The organism is Colwellia sp. 6M3 (assembly GCF_014077595.1).
Lineage (GTDB): Bacteria > Pseudomonadota > Gammaproteobacteria > Enterobacterales > Alteromonadaceae > Cognaticolwellia.
The window spans coordinates 13,107-32,299 of sequence record NZ_JACGWF010000032.1; the positions used below are offsets into that span (position 1 = coordinate 13,107).

Sequence of the window (19,193 nt, forward strand, 5' to 3'; positions counted from 1 at the left end):
CTTTATTTATTAGGTTAATGCCAGCAACTATTGTGAGCAACTATGGTACTTTAAATAAGTAGCTCATTGTTGCTACTTTAATCTAACTATATTTTCAGTAACATACTGCACAAAAATCGCCATAATGTTGCCACAATTGCTCACCACATTGCCTTATTGTTAACGCCCACTGCACCTTTTGTTTTGTTGAAATAGCTTATATCAACAGCACTTTGGAGCACGTATGTTTAACTCAAATAAAAAATTAATATTTGTCGATTATCAAGACTCATATTTTTATCAGCAAAAGCGTAAAAAACAGCGCAGGAAGTGGTTTAAGTACCTTTTATTATTCGCATTTTTAGCAACACTTATTGTGGCTATTGTGCCATTAACACGCGCTAATAGTTTTAATGCAGAACTTAACTCTCAGGCAACCTCATCAAGTGAAAGCGGCTTAATTCAAGGGCCGCAATTAATATTCGCTCACCCCGACAACAGTAAGCATATAGCCTTGCCCTTAGATATAACGCTTAATATTGAAGTTAATGGTTTGGTCGCTTATGCACAAATAAAGCAAGTATTTATAAACCCTTATAACATTGAGTTAGAGGGTAAATATCAATTTCCATTGCCGGAAAATGCCGCGATTAAACACTTAAAAGTAAAAGTGGCTGATAAAGAAATTATTGGTCAAATAATGGAGAAAAAAGCAGCTAAAGCCGTTTATGAACGAGCGAAGAAACGCGGAAAAAAAGCGAGTTTGGTGCAACAACAACGACCCAATTTATTTACCAACAACATAGCAAATATTCCTGCACAATCAACGGTGGTGGTAACATTAGATTTCATCATGCCGGTAACCTTTAACCTAAACCAGTTAAGCTTGAAACTACCGTTTGCCATGACCGCTCGTTATCAGAGCGAGAACTACCAAAAGTCTCCTGCGCAACAACACACAGAATTTATACCTCCACAGGCGAAAGTACTCGCGAACAGCAAAGCATCAATAAATATAGTACTTAATGCCGGTGCTAGCGTTGCAACAATAACCAGTAACAGCCATAACATAAAAACTAAAGCGTTAACTGGCGATCAAGCTTCGCACCTGATCACTCTAACTGAGGAACAAACCATCACAAATAGCGACTTTGAACTCAATTGGCAGCTTCAACCAAATCAAAAACCACAAGTCATTAGCTTTACCGAACAGGTTGGTAGTGAATACTTTACGTTATTAACCTTTTTCCCACCGCCAGTTGATCAAACAACAACCTTAGCACGTGACATTATTTTTATTATTGATACCTCAGGCTCTATGCAAGGAAGCTCTATGGTGCAAGCTAAGGCTAGTTTGCAAGAAGCAATTTTAAAATTAAATACCAAAGATAGCTTCAACATTATCGCTTTCGACGACAGCGTTAAATTATTATTTCCAGACACAAATATGGCTTCACCACGTAATATTGGCCAAGCACAGCAATTTATCAACAATTTGCAAGCAGATGGGGGCACTGAAATGTATCGCCCTCTTAGTCAAGCACTCGTCATGGCAAAAGCTCAGCAGCAAACAGTAAAGGCTATTCGACAAGTCATTTTCATTACTGATGGCGCTGTGGCTAATGAGTTTGAATTGATGCAGTTACTTGATGGTGCTCAACGGAACTTTCGTTTATTTACCGTTGGAATTGGCGCTGCACCCAATGGCTATTTTATGAAAAAAGCGGCGCAGTTCGGCCGAGGCAGTTATGTCTTTATTAAAAATAATAATGAAGTTCAATCGCAAATGTCTGCTCTGATGAGCAAAATCAACCATCCGGCGATCACCAATATTGACTTAATGTTTGATAACCAAGTTCACCAAGCAGTGGATGTTTACCCTAAAAGAATTGCTGATTTATACATAGGAGAGCCGTTGCAAATAGCAATAAAATCAAAACTGCCTATTACGAGTATACAAGTCATGGGAGATAGTGCTGAAAGCCCTTGGTATCAGCAAGTAATTATTGATGATAGTCATTCATCGCGAGGTATATCAACACTCTGGGCGCGGAGAAAAATTGAAAGTTTGCTAGATAGCTTAGTCACTGGAGCTGATAAAGACCAAGTGAAATCACAGGTAATTTCAACCTCAATTGCTCACCAGACATTATCACCCTATACCAGTTTTATTGCGGTTGAGAAACCAGCTGAGTTGTTGCCATTAACCGCTAAACATAACGAAAACAATGCCAAACGACAAATGAATACGTTAGCAAAAGCACATGAAAATTTAATGGTAGCAATGCCTAGAACAGCACTGGGTTGGCATCAACAACTACTGTTCGGTTTATTAATAATGCTGTTAGCACCATTGATACTGCGCATATGGGCTAAATAGCATGGCTAACCTCACTAAAACCGCTAGAAAATTAGCGGCTGCAGCTTTATTAATTGTAGGTGGTTTATTGTGTGTGCAAGCGAGTTGGCTGCCAGCTAAAGCGTGGTTGTCACAACAATTAATTAAACATAGTTGGCAGCAATCAATATCAATAATGGCACAACAGAAAATACGTGGACAAGATAATACCAACCCACATAGCCTAAGTAAGCCAATAGCCATTAAACCTTGGCCTTGGGCTGATACATTTCCAATTGCCGAACTAGTTTTTCAGCGTATAGATAAGAGTATCGTGGTATTAAATGGCGGCGATCCTACCACGTTAGCGTTTTCGGCTGGCGCTGTTGCGCCGTTTAATCAGCCTGCGGCCATAAAGCCTTTTGTTGTTGCAGGTCACCGAGATAGTCACTTTGCGTTTTTAGAGGATATTACCATAAAAGATATAATTTCTTTGGTCGATGTCCGAGGAAAAATGCAACACTATCAAGTAGAAAGTATTGATATAGTTGATGCTACTATCGGCCAATTTCCATTAGTTGCTGACGTGAGAAGTTTAGTGTTGATCACATGCTACCCCTTCAAAGGTATTACTAATAGCGCCGATGAACGTTATGTAATTACCGCAACCCTTTTGTGATAGCAATTGAAGTAAATAAAAACTTTAACATTTGAGCGCTATATTTTACGGGTAGATGACCTTTAAGCATTTAACAGTTTTTCAAATTCAATAACCATTAACTTTACTCACTGCTTTAGGTACCTGCCCAGTTTCGCGAAAACTGATAATATTTTGAGCGACAATATCACAAGCACTATTGAGATTTGTTGGCGCAGATATGTGTGGCAAAATGGTGATGTCTGGGTGTTGCCAAAGTGCGCTATCAGCGTTGAGTGGCTCATGTTCAAAAACATCAAGTACCGCATGGTTAATATGGCCAGAGCTTAAGGCATCGAGTAAATCGTCGGTATTAATAATACCACCACGCGCAAAGTTAATAATCGCACTGCCTTGAGGTAACTTAGCTAATAAATCTTTATTAACAATCCATTTTGTTGCGGGGGTTAACGGTAATAAGCACACTAAAATATCACTTTTCGCTGCCATTTCTACTAAGCCACTCTCTCCACTATAACAGCTAACATTTGTTATATTTTTAGCTGTTCGGCTCCAACCCATAACCTTAAAACCATTTATCTTCAGCTGCTTTGCACATGCTTGACCTAATTCTCCTAAACCAAGAATACCAATACGTCGTTCACTTGCAGGTATAAGAGCATGCTGTAGCCAGTGCTTATCTTTTTGTTGCTTAGCATAACGCGGCATATCTCGGTGCAAATATAAACTCCACGCTAATACGGCTTCAGACATGGCACTGCTTAGCATAGGATCAATTAATCGCACTACTTCAATCGGTGAATCTGTTAATGACTTCATTAAATGTTCAACGCCAGCCCAAACACTGTGCACCCACGTTAAGTTTTCAAATTCTGCCAGTAGCTCTGGTTTAGGATTAGCAACAATAGCTAGCTTTACCTGTTTTTTTTCTACCGGCTTAATCTCAGAAAACGCCACAACATGCTCGTTAGGTAGTCGCTGATTAAGTGCCGCTAGCCAGATAATTTCTTCATGTTTGGGTAATTGATTTATAAATGGGATCATATGGCTTTGCGTTCATGTAAAATAGATTTTATTATACTACCGTAAGATAATACTTAAACCAGACAATGTTTTAATCTATTGATAAGTAAAAAGTTATAATTTTGTTCTATCTTCCCACGCCCAACTAAGGTATAACGGCGCTATGAAAGTACCTAAACGAATACAGCCACTTGTTAATGATGGCCTAATAGACGAAGTAATAAGCCAATTAATGAGTGGAAAAGAAGCCACTGTTTATATGGTGCGTTGCGGCGATGACATTCGCTGCGCGAAAGTTTACAAAGAAGCCATTAAGCGCAGTTTTAAAAAAGCAGCGCAATATCAAGAAGGTAGAAAAAGTCGTAATAGCCGTCGTGCTAGAGCGATGGAGAAAGGATCTAAGTACGGTCGAGACCAACAAGAGTCAGCTTGGCAAAATGCTGAGGTTGACGCGCTATACCAACTAGCAGAAGCCGGTGTTCGCGTGCCACAACCTTTTGGTTGTTTCGATGGCGTATTATTGATGGAACTTGTTACTACTGACGACGGCGATGTAGCTCCACGCTTAAATGACGTAGTTATGCCAGCAGAGCAAGCAGAGGAAGATCACACCCTTGTTATGCATTACGTTAAGTTAATGCTTTGTGCAGGTATCATCCATGGTGATTTATCAGAGTTTAATGTTTTGGTTGATGATTACGGTCCAGTAATTATTGATCTGCCACAAGCTGTTGACGCCTCTGCCAATAATAATGCTAAAGCCATGTTAATGCGTGATGTCACGAATATGACCAACTATTACGGTCAATTTAGTCCCGCCTTAAAACAAAGTAAATATGGCCAAGAAATGTGGGCATTATTTGAAGCCGGCGAACTAACACCAGAAACAAACCTAACAGGCTTTTTTGAAGAAGATACTGATGCAGCCGATGTTGATACGGTTTTAGAAGAAATTAAAGCGGCATTTGAAGAAGAAGAAGCAAGAATAGAACGCATTAGTGATGCAAATGCGGTTGATAGTGAATATTAAATAAGTACCCCCTGCTCTATAGTTTTGTGCATATGACGCCACTACTCATATGCACATTACTTATCTTTTCAAATAAAGCTTGCTAGTAAAAAAACATAATTCCCATAATAATCAAACCAGCCAAAAAGAGGGTTTCGCTCGCCATTAATGCGACTGGCCGCCACCCAACAGACAGCACTTGTTTTAAAGATGTTTTAACACCAATTGCTGCAATAGCAATAACTAATAAGTAACTCGATAGGCTTCTAATAATATCAATTAACCATGGTGGTAATACGCCAACATTTTTTAAAAATGCCAGTACGAAAAACATAATCAAAAAGCCAGGAATAAAGGCACTAACACCACCTGACATTTTACTGTTTTTTTCTTTAAAAACAAAAAACACCATCATCACAATCGGCATTAATAATGCGACTCTCAGCAATTTTATATAAGTTGCTACATCTCCTGCTTCAGGTGAAATACTGTAGCCTGCACCAACAACTTGCGCTACATCATGAATAGCGCCGCCTATAAAAACCCCTGCCAACTCATCTGAAAATCCCAAGTAACTTGCCACAATAGGATAAAAGATCATAGATAATGTACTAAAGGTGGTAATACCTATCACGGTAAAGGCAAAATACTTCTCTTGTGATTTATCGTTTGGCAAGACCGTAGAAATAGCCGCTGCCGCCGATACACCACAAACAGCAACGGCGCCGCCAGACAACACGCCAAATACTTTCGATAAACCTAAGATACGAGCAAATAAAACGCCAAAAATTATCGTTAACACCATACTCACCATCACAATCAATGGCGGTGTAATACCCAGTGAAACAATATCAGCAAAAGCAATGCGAACGCCGAGTAAACCCACACACAAACGCAGCAGTTCTCGTGAGCAAAAGTTAACACCGGCTTGGATAGTTGAATGGTTATAAAATGAATGTAGGCTCAAGCCCAGTAGCAACGCAAAAAGTATAATCGGTGCTTGATAACGCGTGGCAATAATAGTGGCGATAATAGCGATAATTGAGCATAAAGCGACACCTAGTATTTTAGCTTTAATATTGATTAGCATTGTTCATTTAACCGGTGAATTTTTTTGTAAAACAATAGCTAAAGTGTATCACCAACGATGGTTATATTAACTATTTCCGAAGACTAAAAGTGACTAAAAACGATTGAAACTAAAAAGCCTGCAAATGCAGGCTTTTATATCAACACTATATCGATATTAAAAGTAACAACAAGGTTAAGCAAACCAGTTATTGTCTTTACCTTTTGCCGAAAAGCGTACTAAAAGTAAGGCTATAACTATGACCATAATAGGCATGACAGTACCGCCAGGTCCATACACTTCAAAAGAATTACTCATGAAAAATGAATGATACATTTGCACAATCACCGCAATTAATGAAACCATAAACAAGTGATAGCATATGCGCTTTTTCATTAATAAAGCGACACTACCTAAAGCACCAGCAAAAACCGCAATAGTAAAAGCAATGGTTGCCCATAATGGTACTGAGCTATAAAGTGCTTGTTCTGCCATGGGTAACTCAGCGATCATTTCTGGTGTCATCATTATATGACCCACAAAAGCCATAACACCGAGTAAGTTCCAAACTAATGCTAAAATAGCCGCCACTTTAAACCAATGAGGTAACGGGGGTTTTTCTGAAATCTGTGAGTTATCTGACATATTTAGTTCCTTATTTTTATAGTAATTTAGAATCTATTAATTGTCTGCTTTTAGTAAGAAGTTAGTATTAACTCTTTCTATTCACCCCATATATCTTTCGGCTTAAGCTTTAATACTTTACGCTCGCTAGGCTTACGCTCAACTTGTGTTTTATTAGGGTTAACATAAATTTTACTGGCATTTGCTTTAGCTGAATTGTAGTTTTTATCGGCTAAAACTGTTTCCAGTTTATCTTTAATCTCTTCAACAACTGGCTTACTTACTTGCTCTTTAGCACGGCGTTGCACATGAAACTTTTTATCGATGCCTTGCATAAGGTTACGTAAAACTTGGTCTTTACACTCACGATAATTTTTATGATCTGGCTTGCGAGAAAAGGCACTTAACTCTGGCTTATTTAACCGATAGTTTGCTAACGCCAAAATATCAATAATGTCTTCTGCTTTAAGGTTGAAAGCAATTTTAAGCTTGGTAAGAATAATATTATTGTTTAAGCGCTTTTCAGCTTTTGCAGGTTCGCCTTCTTTTTTGCCGCGACGTTCATTAATAAAACCATTTAAAAATGCAGCAAATGTAGTGTCCGGACAATTGACATAAGCCGGATCTTCTTCTTTTTTTAACCAGTTACTGATTTGCTCGCGCGTTACCGTTAAGTCGCCGGCAGCAAAAATAGCCATAACCTTTTGATCGTTAAAATTAAAGGTGTACCTGAGACGGCGTAAAACATCGTTATTAGTCAAAAAAATTCTCCAAAGTCCAACGAGTTTCGCTGGTAGTTGTTACTGCTTCACGTAATAAATTTATTAACGGTCAGTAACATATAGTGATTCAATTACGCGCTATTATACACGCTTTAAATAACCAGATCTTTACCTGCATGCGCAATTTCAAGTAAAAGCGTTAAAGCATTAAATTTAGCGGTTAAAGTTCACCTAAAACTCATGTTAAGATATGAAGAACTTTAGTCTAAAACACATTTTAAATGCTCAGCAATAATGTTTTAGTTAAAATCATCGTTTAGATATATGTTTCCTATTCCATCATTTTCAACGCAATTAAATTACGAGCAGTTATGAGTAAAAATGTTAGTCTTTTCAATCCAGTATTAGCTAAAAGTCGTGGGAAAAGTGCCGATAAAAAAGTTTGGCAAAATCTACCGGGTAGTAGTGCCACTGTTGCTATATTTCATGGCGCTTTATCAACACAGCAACCTATACTTCTATTAACTCATGACACTCCTTCTGCACTGCGTTTAGAGCAAGAACTTGCCAGTTTAAATCGACAAGCAAAGCTACCTATATGCTTATTTCCTGACTGGGAAACATTACCTTATGATACTTTTTCACCGCATCAAGATATTATTTCTCAACGTTTAGCGACTTTATATCAATTATCACGCATGGATAAAGGCATTGTTATTGTGCCTATTTCCACCTTAATACAACGATTAGCGCCCAAGCAATATATTGAAGCGAATAGTTTAATCATCAAAAAAGGTGATAAAAAAGATTTACATCAGCTAAGGCAAAGCTTAGAAGCTAGTGGTTACCGATGCGTTGAACAAGTAATGGAGCACGGTGAGTTCTCTGCCCGTGGCGCTATTCTCGATATATTTCCGATGGGCAGTAACACGCCATTCAGGTTAGATTTTTTTGATGACGAAATTGACGAAATTCGTTTATTCGACCCAGAAAACCAGCGCTCTAGCGATAAAGTTGATGGTATAAACTTATTACCCGCACATGAATTTCCAACCGACACGGATGGTACTAATTTGTTTCGCAGCCAATATCGCGAACAATTTACCAGTACCATAGATAAAGAATCTATTTATCATCAAGTTAGTAACGGAATTATGCCAGCGGGCATCGAATATTATTTACCGTTATTTTTTGAGCAAACCAACACCTTATGTGATTATCTCGCAGAAAACACTTTGGTTATTATCAGTGGCGATATTGATAAATCTCTAAGCCATTATTGGACCGATATTAATTATCGTTATGAAGACCGCCGTTATGATCCAACCCGACCATTATTGCCGCCTGAGCAGCTATTTTTAAACAGTGAAGAACTCTACAGTGCTTTAAAACCCTTTGATCGTATCAACTTAAAGCCTGAGATTAATGAAGAAGAAGTAAAAGCATCTCAAATACAGTTTGATGTTCATTCACTGCCCGACTTAACCATAGATCATAAATTAAAGCAGCCTTTTGAACTGCTGAATAACTTTATCGCCAGCAAAGAAACCCCGAATAAACTGCTATTTGTCGCTGAAAGCCAAGGTCGACGTGAAAGTGTTTTAGAGTTATTAGAGCGAAATAAAATAAAACCAAATATCTTTAGTACGATTGAAGAATTTGTTAACAGTGATGCGCCATTAGGTATAACTGTTAACGCTTTAAGTGCTGGTTTTATTTTTCAAGCTAAAGGCAGTGCGAAAAAGAATGCCATTGCTTTAATCACAGAAGCAGAGTTACTTGGCGATCGTGTACGCCAAACTCGTCGTCGAAATAAACAACAAGAAATTCAAAACGACGCCATATTTAAAAACTTAGCAGAGCTTAGTATTGGGCAACCGGTGGTCCATATTGACCACGGTATTGGCCGCTATATGGGATTACAAACCATAGAAAATAGCGGCATTACTACAGAATTTTTAGTGCTAAGTTACGCCAAAGAAGCCAAATTATATGTCCCTGTTGCTTCACTGCATTTAATTAGTCGCTACTCGGGCGCAGACGCTGAACACGCACCTTTACATAAATTGGGTAACGACACTTGGAGCAAAGCCAAACAAAAAGCGGCTGAAAAAGTACGTGATGTTGCCGCTGAATTGTTAGATATTTACGCTAAACGCGCTAGCAATCATGGCTACAGCTTCAAACGTGATAAAGATGATTATCGCGCCTTTGCTGATAGTTTTGGCTTTGAAGAAACCTTTGATCAAGAACAAGCCATCAATGCTGTGATCAGCGACATGTTATCGCCAAAAGCAATGGACAGATTAGTTTGTGGTGATGTGGGCTTTGGTAAAACCGAAGTGGCAATGCGCGCAGCATTTGTTGCCGTAAATGACGGTAAACAAGTGGCGATATTAGTGCCAACTACCCTGCTCGCTCAGCAACATTACGAAAGTTTCCGTGATCGGTTCGCTAACTGGCCAATTAGCATAGAAGTGTTATCGCGCTTTAAAACCACCAAAGAACAAAATGTGGTGATCAAAGACGTTGAATCTGGCCAAATCGATATCTTAATTGGCACCCATAAACTTTTGCAAAACAGCATAAAATATAAAGACTTAGGGTTACTAGTTGTTGATGAAGAACATAGATTTGGGGTTAAACAAAAAGAAAAGATAAAACAACTGCGTGCAAACGTCGATATTTTAACCTTAACCGCAACACCTATTCCGCGTACGTTAAACATGGCAATGGGCGGTATGCGCGACTTATCCATTATAGCGACACCACCAGCCAAACGCTTAGCGGTAAAAACCTTTGTTCGACAACGCGACGACGCCTTAATTCGCGAGTCAATACTGCGTGAAGTTTTACGTGGTGGACAGGTTTATTTCTTACATAACAATGTCGACACTATAGATAAAACAGCTGCCGACATACAAATACTGCTACCCGAAGCAAAAATAATAACCGCCCATGGACAAATGCGCGAACGCGAACTTGAACGTGTCATGAGCGACTTTTACCATCAACGATATAACGTTTTAGTTTGTACCACGATTATAGAAACCGGTATTGATATTCCGAGTGCTAACACGATCATTATGGATCGTGCTGATCATCTCGGTTTAGCACAATTGCATCAATTACGCGGACGCGTTGGTCGCTCACACCATCAAGCTTATGCTTATTTATTAACGCCACATGAAAAAAGCATGACTAAAGATGCGAAAAAGCGCCTTGAAGCTATCGCATCATTAGAAGACTTAGGTGCTGGCTTTACGTTAGCTACCCACGATTTAGAAATTCGTGGCGCGGGTGAGTTACTTGGCGAAGATCAAAGTGGCTCTATGAGCCAAGTTGGCTTTACCCTATATATGGAAATGCTTGATGCTGCGGTTGCTGCGCTAAAAGACGGTAAGTCGTTATCGCTTGACCAAGTCACCAAAACACAAACTGAAGTAGACTTGCGTGTTCCTGCTCTACTGCCAGATGACTACATATTCGATGTTAGCTTAAGACTAAGCTTGTATAAACGTATTGCCAGTTGTAAAAACAAGCAAGCACTTGACGATGTACAAGTTGAACTTATTGACCGTTTTGGCTTATTACCTCAGGCAGCGAAAAACTTAGTGCATATCGCTAAATTGAAACTGAAAGCTGAAAAAATTGGTATTACACGCATTGATGCAGGGCCTGCAGGAGGATCAATTGAATTTAGTGTTGATACCAAAGTCGATCATATGTTCATTTTTGGTTTAATTCAGCAACAACCGAAAATCTATAAAATGGATGGCAATAACAAACTTAAGTTTGCACTGGTGAGCGAAGATGCTAAATCGCGCTTTATTTTAATCACGACTATGCTGAACGAATTGGCGAATCACTTACGTGCTTAAGAGCTAAAATGACTATTCATTTTAGCTCTCTACTACCTAACAGATAACTGATTGATAATGTAAGTATTGAGTACTTTTGCTATTATATCTTGGTACATAACCATTAACTGGATACTGAATGAAATTAACACAACTATTTTTATGTTCTGCCTCGTTAGCATTGCCGCTAACGCTTCATGCAGCAACGCAAAAAAGTAACGACAGATGGTTTGATGTCGAAATTATTATTTTTAGTCAATTAGATGATAAAAGTCAGTCAAAAGAAAACTTTCCAGATACCAGTGAACTGCCGAATTATCCACGCGCTGAAGATTTGCTAAGACACTATATTAACCCGGATATTCGTAGCTTAAAGCAATTACTACCAAGCTGTGACTCGCCACAATATGGTAAAAGCTTAGTAGAACAAAACGCTAAGTTACCCGCTATTTTTAATCAAAAATCATTAGATGAACTGGCAAAAACAGCCGATTTTAATGACGAAAACCAAGCAACATCGTTAAATAATGGCCAATTAACTGAAGCTAACATTATTGCTGAACCTACGACAGTTGAACCTACGACAGCTAACACAACAGATACTTTAACTTCGCCTACCTTAGCAGCAAGTGATACAGGCGACAGTTCGAGTTTTTCTGACCATACCCGTACAACAAGCGAAAACGTGCCGATAAATAACGACTCTCTGCTCAGTAATGCACAAGAAAATGCACAAGAAAATGCACAAGAAAATGCACAAAATGATTTATTAAATAGTCAGACAACAATGGCTTTACCTGAGTTATCTGTTGCTGAACGTGAAAAAATACAACACCTAGTATTAGCGGCTGAAAATGAGTTTCAAGTACTTAAATTCAACTATACAAGGATCACTGAGCCTAAAATACTATGTAAAATAGATGAAGCATTCTTTAGTGATTACCAAGCTGAGCATCCTAGTTTTGATTACGATGATTTTACCGTCGATAAAATGCCATTGTTAATTGATGGCAAAGAAGATATCGACAATGACAAAACCCATTTACTGAGTAAAGATTCATTACAGCTTGATGATATTATACAAGACTTAAGATACAGCAAAAACTTTCGCCCTCTATTACACATGGGCTGGCGTCAAGTTGCTAGACCTGAAAAAGAGTCTGTGCCAGTCAAAGTATATGCAGGTGATAATTTCTCAGCAGATCACAAAAAACAATTGGCCTACTATAATAAGCAAAAAAACTTGTACATTGCCCAAGCTAAAGAAACGAGTAACGAACAAGACCCAATAAGCATAGCTACAATCGAAAATCAGGCGAGTAACCACCAAAAAGAGCAAATACAAGCGGCGCAAAAGATACGTATTCAGGAAGTGATTAAACAACTTTCGCAGGTAAATGAAAATACAGAGGCGCTTTTAACTGAACTTGAAGTACAAGAGTTATCGCTAAAAGCAGCTAGCCAAAACCCATTAGTTTCAGTACCGCCAGTAGCGCCAGTTCAACCTTGGTATATCGACGGTTTTTTCAATATCCATTTACAGCACTATTTATTTATTACCGCTGACTTTAATATTTTAGATAAAAATTTAAGTGAACTTGCCACCGCTCGATTGACCGAAAACGCTCCAGATGTTTTACCGACAAAGGGAAAAACGTCAAAGCCAATTCAAGCAAAGTCTATTAGATTTAAACAAGACCGTCGTGTTATCAGTGGTGAAGTACATTACTTTGACCACCCTTACATGGGAATGATAGTGCAAATACGGCCATATACAAAACCAGAGCCAGAAGCCAATTAACCACATTTTAACGACTTACATTACTATACTTTAGAGGACACTATGGATAAAGAAATTGAAATTCAAGCGGCAGTATTTCGTCGTTTACTCGCGCATTTAGATAATCGCAAAGATGTACAAAATATTGAATTAATGAACCTTGCAGGCTTTTGTCGTAACTGTTTTTCTAAATGGACAGTCGCAGAGGCTGAAAAGTTAGGTGTTAATGTTGACATTGATACCGCCCGTGAACAGGTTTATGGCATGCCTTACAGTGAATGGAAAGACAAACATCAATTACCTGCAACTGACGAACAGCTTGAAAAATTTAATCAGCTAAACCCGAAAAAATAATGACTAAAAATTTGGGCAATATTGACTTCCATTGCTATGATTAAAATTCCTATTTAAGTTATTGACGTTAGCAAGGTATTAAAATTCATGAGATTTAACCGCTCTTTAATTCTGCTAACGTTAATGCTGACTTCAAGCTTTACTCATTCAAGTCACTTACTTCGCACGTCTTACTACAGTCAAAATGTTGCACCACAGTTATTTTTTGATGATATGGGTAGACCTATCAGTGGCATTCTTTTTGATATCACTCATGCGATTGCAGAACAGTTAAGCATGGAACTAGAAATGCTGCCTATTCCACGAAAAAGAATAGAGCAATCGTTAGAAACAAATGTTATTGATTTACATTGTGTGGCTAACCCTAAATGGTACAAATCAATTTATTTGAAGTGGAGTGATGTTATTTATAACAATCCAGATCTTTTGATTAACCGCCTAGGCATAAATACTTTGACGGTATTGTCGGATTACAAAAAACTTAAAATTGGTACAACATTAGGTTACATATACCCTGAATTATCTAGCTACATTGAGAATAAAAATATACTCCCTGTTATTAGCGTGACACCTTCAGAAAGTTATGAGAAATATCGTAAAAATAAAATATCAGGTTTTGTAAGTGCATCTATTGAGGCATCTTATTTTTATAGAAAAATAGAAGATTCCGTGGTGCATATGAATGACAACGAAATACATTGTGCGCTATCACCGAGTTTAAACAAGGAAACGATAAATAATATTAATACGGCCATTGGAACTCTAAAAGAGTCTGGTGAAATTGAGACTATTTTAGAAAGATACAAAAAAGTACCAGGCTCACAACTTCAAATGGCTCAAGACTATAGCGAATAGTAAATTTATAAAATTTTATGATTAAATTTTCACATTAATTGCAGTTTCATTGGCTCGGCGATCTTTTCGATCACGGGACTCTAACCAACGACCTCTGTTAAGTACTTTTTCTCTGCGCTCTTCCCCGGTACGGCGATCATCTTCAACGATTTTTTTCTTTGGCGGGTTATTTTCAACGACTACAGGAAGCAAAGTACGTTCTTGTTTATATTTTACCTTTTTATTTTTCTCTTTCTTTTGTTTACTATCCTTTGCCGAAGGCTCGGGCTTAGCTGTATAGCTATCAGGTAGTAGATCAGTAAATACTTCCATTTTGACTCGTGATTGCCTTTTATAATTTAAGTTAAGCATTATGCTTATAATTATAATTATATAATCGGCAATTTACAGAAAAAGTTTACTATTTTTATTACAAAATACGGTCTAATTTTTAATCAAGGCGCACTAATCAAAGCAAGTCCTAATAAAATAACAAAAAAACATGATCCACACTTTTTGATTATTTATCTAAAAGTAAGGTTAAGTTAGCCAATGCAGGCTGAAATGGGTGAAGCCTAAGAAATGCTATATTTGATGGTTAAACGCTATCTACCGAGTAAATTTTCAAAAGTGAATTAATACCTATTTACCCAAAACATTTACCCAACAACAATTAATTTATTTATAAAAGACCACTCACTGAAAAGCACTGACCTCTTCTGGCGTTAAATATCGCCACTCACCTAAAGGCAAATCTGCAAGCTTTACAGGGCCTATTTGCTCGCGATGCAAACCAACAACTTTATTACCAACAGCGGCAAACATTCGTTTAACTTGATGATACTTACCTTCAGTAATAGTCAGCAATACTTCGCGCTCTTCTACTTGCTCTAACTTCGCAGGACGAGTTAAATCGTTTTCACCTTGAAGTTGCACACCAACGGTGAATTTATCGGCCGTATCGTCTTTTAAGGGGCTTCTCAACCATACACGGTAAACCTTTTCACACTGTTTTTTAGGAGAGATAATATTATGTGACCAACGCCCGTCGTCAGTGATTAACACTAACCCTGTTGTGTCAGCATCTAAGCGACCCGCAATATGCATATCGAATGCCCTATCTACATCAATGAGATGTAATAACGAGGGGTAGATTTCATCAACATTTGAACAAATGGTATCGAGTGGTTTGTGAAGAATAATATAACGAGAACTACGCGCAGTTAGCGATTGATCTTCTATACACACATCATTATTTTCATGAACCTGTGTCGCGGGATCTTTAATCACAACATCGTTTACCGTAACTTTACTCATTTTGAGCAATTTTTTAGCTTCGGTGCGGGTGAGTTCGGTACTTTTGCAAATAAATTTATCAAGACGCATAGTCAGTAATATCGTAAAAAAGGTTATGAAGTAAGGCGAGGCTATTATCGCTATTTGAATATTTTTAGCAAGGCTAGAAAAATAAAACGCCCTTAGTTTTACGCATTATTTATTGTCCTTTAATGTGTCTGAAACAGATGATTTATTAAGTATCATGTACAACACGTTTTCTAAGGGGATATTTTCAGGATAACACGCAAAACTAAAACCAAGTTTTTGATAACTTTTAATCGCACTGTGGTTATGTTCTAAAACAAATAATGAACAGGAGTTAGTTTTTAAATCGGCCGTTCCTTTAGCCATGAGTTGTGCTATTAAATGCCTTGCAACCCCTTGGCCACGAAGATGAGGATTAATAACTAATCTTGCAAGATGGCATCTACCCGAACGTAAATAATATTGCCCAAAACCTAACAATTCTGATTGCGCCGAAAGTAATGAAAATGAGGCTAATGTAGACAATTTCAAGTCACATTTAAACTGTTCTAAATCAAATGGAAATCTAAATTCTGGCCCTGACCAAATATCCAACTCTGCCTGAGTCGAAAACCAAGTCATAAGCTCAACTAATTGAGTATCTGTTGGTGTAGATAAATACATAGCCACCTTGAGTCTTTTATGTGCATAAAATAGATATGGCAGAATAAACATGAAAATGAATATTAGCCTCACGACTTGAACTAAGCATAAGTTAGGTTAAGTTAGATTAAGTTAGCTCGCTATTAATAAACTTACCTGATAACGCTAAACCATTACGATTATGCAAAATGCTATGACATTGCGCTAATATCGATAAAGCTATCGACTCAGGAAGCTCTCCACCAATATCTAAACCTACAGGACCATTAACCTGCCGCATTAGCCAAGCTTTATCCTCTATATTAGACAACGCTTCAACATTACCTCGACGTTCAAGAGGACCTAATAAGCCAATATATTTCGCAACGTTGCTTTTATGCAATAAACGTAACCATGCAGCGTCTAAATTTAAGTTGTGTGTCATTAACACCGCCGCATCAATTTGTTGAAACTGTGGTGATAGCGAAAAGTCATCTGGATGAATTCTCACAATTTCGGCGGCATGCTTAAAGTTGCTGCTACGTGCGTAGCTAGAACGATGATCAACAACCGTTACTCGCCACCCCATTTGTGCAGCCATTGTTACTAATGCAATAGCATCAGAGCCTCCACCAAAAATCCAAAAATTAATCGGGGCAGAAACTTTAGTCACCGAGTGTTCAGCTCCGTCTATAACAACATTGCAATGAGCCTTGTCGTGCTCGACCATTTGCACCACGGCATCATTTAAAGTCGAGTTACTTTGCTGTGTAGTCGTTAACAATAATTGCCCTACATCATTAAACAAAGTTAATTCATTTAACGCTTTTTGGGCTGAATTTGGTGTGAGAAATGTTTGCTGTAAATAACTTGTTTTGCCAGCTTGCATGCATTTAAAAAGCAGCGCTAATAAATCATGATGTGCTGTAGTGATATATTGCAGTAATACCCCTATTTTGCCTTTACAACCTACACCTAGCTCTGCGGCGTAACCATCTTCTTCAAGCATATCGTATTCAACAAAATGAGCCTGTTCGTTATCAAATACCTTCTTAGCATGCAGTACAATATTAGCTTCTAAACAACCACCACTGACTAAACCATGAGATTGTCCTAAGTTATTCACCAGCATAATAGCGCCTGGAGAGCGATAACTTGAACCTTCTTTACTGACTATAGTGGCAAGTACCCAGTTAAGTTTTTCACTATGATTAAGGTAATATTCGAGTAAGGAAAAATGAGAGTGATTGTTAAGCAAGGAAAATCCTTAGTGTTCGGGTAATTCAGTTTATAAGTAAAAGAAAGGTAACTGAGTATTTAAGAGTTGGAATTTATGGTGCCTAGCCAATATATACATAATTATATCGGCTAGACATATTTTAAATTAATATTTAACTGAGTAAAGCTTCAATATCAAATTCATCAAGTTGTTTAGGGTCAGCAAAGTTTATAATGTATTGTTCATAAACTTTAGAGCGCACAAATATAGCAAATAAATCAGAGTCTAGATGATTGTTTTTTGCCATGTTGCTCATTATTTTTAAACACTCACTTACCGGCTTTGCACTTTTATAAGGTCTATCGGCGGCGGATAACGCTTCAAAAATATCAGCTAATGCCATTAATCTTGCAGGCACCGACATTTGTTCTTTGACCAGACCTCGAGGATAACCTTTACCGTCCATTGTTTCATGATGGCCTAAAGCATATTCAGCTACATTCGAAAGGTGCTTAGGAAATGGTAATGCTTCGAGAATATCTAAAGTAACATCCATGTGCTTTTGAATAATTTTTCTTTCGTCATTATTCAATGTACCGCGCTTGATACTTAAATTGATTATTTCATCTTCAGATAAAATGGGTTGTTTTACTTTATCAATAGTAACTTCATATCTCGCTGAAATAGCGTGTATGTTTTGCTCTTGATCGTCAGTTAGAAATTCGCCACCAACATTAACTTTTTGTAAAAATGCGGTATCTAATGTTAATTGTTTTCGCGCTAAATCTCTTTCACGCTCTAATTGTTCTACCCTAACTGTTTTACCTGCTTTTAATGCCGTGATCATTTGTTCTTGAAATTTTAGATCAATATCTCGACGGGAAATTTCTAGCTTAGCAGTAACATAATGTATACGATCAAATATAGTTTCTAACTTTCTTGATTTTTCCATCACATGATCAGGTGTCGCAATTTTGCCACAATCATGCAGCCAACCAGCAATACTTAACTGATGTCTATCTTGTGCTGAAAGTTTAAACGATGCTAAGGGCCCCTCATCATAATCACTTACTGCGTCAGCAATCATTAACGTAAGTTCAGGCACTCGCTTGCAGTGCCCTCCGGTATGAGAAGATTTAGCATCAATTGCCACAGCAATGGTTTTAGCAAATGACTCAAACAATTGCTGCATGTTTAAAATAAGTGCACGATTTGTTAAAGCAATAGCACCTAATGATGCAAAGGATAAAATTTGTTGCTCAACTTCAGTTGAAAAGCTAATTATATCTGAACCTTCCATCGCATTTATTAATTGAATAACGCCAATAATATCACCTGTGTGATCTTGTAGCGGAAAAGTCAGCATTGATTTTGTTCGGTAACCCGTTGTGCTATCCATTTTCCTTGCAGCACTAAAGTCGAATGGCAGCGCATCATAAACATCTTCAATGTTAATGACTTCACCGGTGTTTGCAGCATGTGCAACAATGGCTGAACGATTTGGCTGGTTATCAATAAATAATGGAATACCAGGAAAGTTGATAGGCGAATCAGAACTGCCACCCAGGTGAAGATTCATACTTTGATTGTATATGGTGCGAAACTCTAACTCTTTTAAGCCATTAACCAAATAGATAGAACCGGCATCTGAATTTGAAACTTCTACTGCCGCAAACAAAATTTTCTCCATCAGTAAGTCGGTATTTTCTTCTTTACTTAATTGGATACTAATATTTAATAAATGCTCAAAGGCAGCTTGTTGTGATGATTTTTTTGTCAT

The 19,193-nt window shown here is 37.8% G+C and carries 15 protein-coding genes and 1 pseudogene; 7 read left to right on the forward strand and 9 right to left on the reverse strand.

Annotated elements, in window-relative coordinates:
- The first annotated feature begins 223 nt into the window (after positions 1-223).
- Together H4J50_RS08990 and H4J50_RS08995 are read left to right on the forward strand one after the other, a co-directional pair.
- Positions 224-2,359: a marine proteobacterial sortase target protein gene (locus tag H4J50_RS08990; RefSeq protein WP_182255836.1), complete on the forward strand. Its 2,136-nt coding sequence runs from the start codon at positions 224-226 to the stop codon at positions 2,357-2,359.
- A gap of 1 nt (position 2,360) precedes the next feature.
- Positions 2,361-2,996, forward strand: a complete 636-nt coding sequence (locus H4J50_RS08995) for a class GN sortase (RefSeq protein WP_182255838.1) — start codon at positions 2,361-2,363, stop codon at positions 2,994-2,996.
- Positions 2,997-3,083: 87 nt separating this feature from the next.
- Here H4J50_RS08995 and H4J50_RS09000 read toward each other — a convergent pair whose 3' ends face one another.
- Complete coding sequence (locus tag H4J50_RS09000; RefSeq protein WP_182255840.1) at positions 3,084-4,019, reverse strand: glyoxylate/hydroxypyruvate reductase A; 936 nt, start codon at positions 4,017-4,019, stop codon at positions 3,084-3,086.
- Positions 4,020-4,161: 142 nt separating this feature from the next.
- Here H4J50_RS09000 and H4J50_RS09005 point away from each other — a divergent pair, with 142 nt between their 5' ends.
- Positions 4,162-5,028, forward strand: a complete 867-nt coding sequence (locus H4J50_RS09005; protein ID WP_182255842.1) for a PA4780 family RIO1-like protein kinase — start codon at positions 4,162-4,164, stop codon at positions 5,026-5,028.
- Between the two features lie 82 nt (positions 5,029-5,110).
- Here the strand turns inward: H4J50_RS09005 and H4J50_RS09010 are convergent, their stop codons facing one another.
- The 3 genes and pseudogenes from H4J50_RS09010 to H4J50_RS09020 form a co-directional block, all read right to left on the reverse strand.
- Positions 5,111-6,097, reverse strand: a complete 987-nt coding sequence (locus tag H4J50_RS09010; protein WP_182255844.1) for a YeiH family protein — start codon at positions 6,095-6,097, stop codon at positions 5,111-5,113.
- Positions 6,098-6,271: 174 nt separating this feature from the next.
- Entirely contained in the window at positions 6,272-6,721 is a 450-nt protein-coding gene (locus H4J50_RS09015) for a hypothetical protein (RefSeq protein ID WP_182255846.1), read from the reverse strand.
- Positions 6,722-7,011: 290 nt separating this feature from the next.
- Positions 7,012-7,461, reverse strand: a pseudogene (locus H4J50_RS09020) (DUF1456 family protein); the annotation flags it as partial.
- Positions 7,462-7,793: 332 nt separating this feature from the next.
- On the opposite strand from H4J50_RS09020, the gene mfd reads away from it, so the two are divergent.
- The 4 genes from mfd (at position 7,794) to H4J50_RS09040 (ending at position 14,271) form a co-directional block, all read left to right on the forward strand.
- Positions 7,794-11,303, forward strand: coding sequence for a transcription-repair coupling factor (mfd, locus tag H4J50_RS09025; protein ID WP_182255848.1), 3,510 nt, complete (start codon positions 7,794-7,796; stop codon positions 11,301-11,303).
- A 118-nt stretch (positions 11,304-11,421) separates the two neighbouring features.
- Entirely contained in the window at positions 11,422-13,083 is a 1,662-nt protein-coding gene (locus H4J50_RS09030) for a CsiV family protein (RefSeq protein WP_182255850.1), read from the forward strand.
- Positions 13,084-13,125: 42 nt separating this feature from the next.
- Positions 13,126-13,416: a DUF1244 domain-containing protein gene (locus H4J50_RS09035; protein WP_108456847.1), complete on the forward strand. Its 291-nt coding sequence runs from the start codon at positions 13,126-13,128 to the stop codon at positions 13,414-13,416.
- 87 nt (positions 13,417-13,503) lie between these two features.
- Complete coding sequence (locus H4J50_RS09040; RefSeq protein ID WP_182255852.1) at positions 13,504-14,271, forward strand: ABC transporter substrate-binding protein; 768 nt, start codon at positions 13,504-13,506, stop codon at positions 14,269-14,271.
- A 21-nt stretch (positions 14,272-14,292) separates the two neighbouring features.
- Here the strand turns inward: H4J50_RS09040 and H4J50_RS09045 are convergent, their stop codons facing one another.
- The 5 genes from H4J50_RS09045 to H4J50_RS09065 form a co-directional block, all read right to left on the reverse strand.
- Complete coding sequence (locus H4J50_RS09045; protein WP_108456849.1) at positions 14,293-14,583, reverse strand: hypothetical protein; 291 nt, start codon at positions 14,581-14,583, stop codon at positions 14,293-14,295.
- Positions 14,584-14,946: 363 nt separating this feature from the next.
- Positions 14,947-15,636, reverse strand: a complete 690-nt coding sequence (locus tag H4J50_RS09050; protein ID WP_182255854.1) for a pseudouridine synthase — start codon at positions 15,634-15,636, stop codon at positions 14,947-14,949.
- Positions 15,637-15,741: 105 nt separating this feature from the next.
- Complete coding sequence (locus tag H4J50_RS09055) at positions 15,742-16,236, reverse strand: GNAT family N-acetyltransferase (RefSeq protein WP_182255856.1); 495 nt, start codon at positions 16,234-16,236, stop codon at positions 15,742-15,744.
- Between the two features lie 106 nt (positions 16,237-16,342).
- On the reverse strand, positions 16,343-17,452 hold the full coding sequence (locus tag H4J50_RS09060) for an XdhC family protein (RefSeq protein WP_182255858.1): 1,110 nt from the start codon (positions 17,450-17,452) through the stop codon (positions 16,343-16,345).
- 133 nt (positions 17,453-17,585) lie between these two features.
- Positions 17,586-19,193, reverse strand: coding sequence for an HD domain-containing phosphohydrolase (locus tag H4J50_RS09065; RefSeq protein ID WP_182255859.1), 1,608 nt, complete (start codon positions 19,191-19,193; stop codon positions 17,586-17,588).

Excerpts from the sequence above, each read along its gene's own strand:
- H4J50_RS08990 (WP_182255836.1), top strand. The coding sequence starts at position 224 with ATGTTTAACTCAAATAAAAAATTAATATTTGTCGATTATCAAGACTCA.
- H4J50_RS08995 (WP_182255838.1), top strand. The coding sequence starts at position 2,361 with ATGGCTAACCTCACTAAAACCGCTAGAAAATTAGCGGCTGCAGCTTTA.
- H4J50_RS09000 (WP_182255840.1), bottom strand. The coding sequence starts at position 4,019 with ATGATCCCATTTATAAATCAATTACCCAAACATGAAGAAATTATCTGG.
- H4J50_RS09005 (WP_182255842.1), top strand. The coding sequence starts at position 4,162 with ATGAAAGTACCTAAACGAATACAGCCACTTGTTAATGATGGCCTAATA.
- H4J50_RS09010 (WP_182255844.1), bottom strand. The coding sequence starts at position 6,097 with ATGCTAATCAATATTAAAGCTAAAATACTAGGTGTCGCTTTATGCTCA.
- H4J50_RS09015 (WP_182255846.1), bottom strand. The coding sequence starts at position 6,721 with ATGTCAGATAACTCACAGATTTCAGAAAAACCCCCGTTACCTCATTGG.
- mfd (WP_182255848.1), top strand. The coding sequence starts at position 7,794 with ATGAGTAAAAATGTTAGTCTTTTCAATCCAGTATTAGCTAAAAGTCGT.
- H4J50_RS09030 (WP_182255850.1), top strand. The coding sequence starts at position 11,422 with ATGAAATTAACACAACTATTTTTATGTTCTGCCTCGTTAGCATTGCCG.
- H4J50_RS09035 (WP_108456847.1), top strand. The coding sequence starts at position 13,126 with ATGGATAAAGAAATTGAAATTCAAGCGGCAGTATTTCGTCGTTTACTC.
- H4J50_RS09040 (WP_182255852.1), top strand. The coding sequence starts at position 13,504 with ATGAGATTTAACCGCTCTTTAATTCTGCTAACGTTAATGCTGACTTCA.
- H4J50_RS09045 (WP_108456849.1), bottom strand. The coding sequence starts at position 14,583 with ATGGAAGTATTTACTGATCTACTACCTGATAGCTATACAGCTAAGCCC.
- H4J50_RS09050 (WP_182255854.1), bottom strand. The coding sequence starts at position 15,636 with ATGCGTCTTGATAAATTTATTTGCAAAAGTACCGAACTCACCCGCACC.
- H4J50_RS09055 (WP_182255856.1), bottom strand. The coding sequence starts at position 16,236 with ATGTATTTATCTACACCAACAGATACTCAATTAGTTGAGCTTATGACT.
- H4J50_RS09065 (WP_182255859.1), bottom strand. The coding sequence starts at position 19,193 with ATGACAAAAAAATCATCACAACAAGCTGCCTTTGAGCATTTATTAAAT.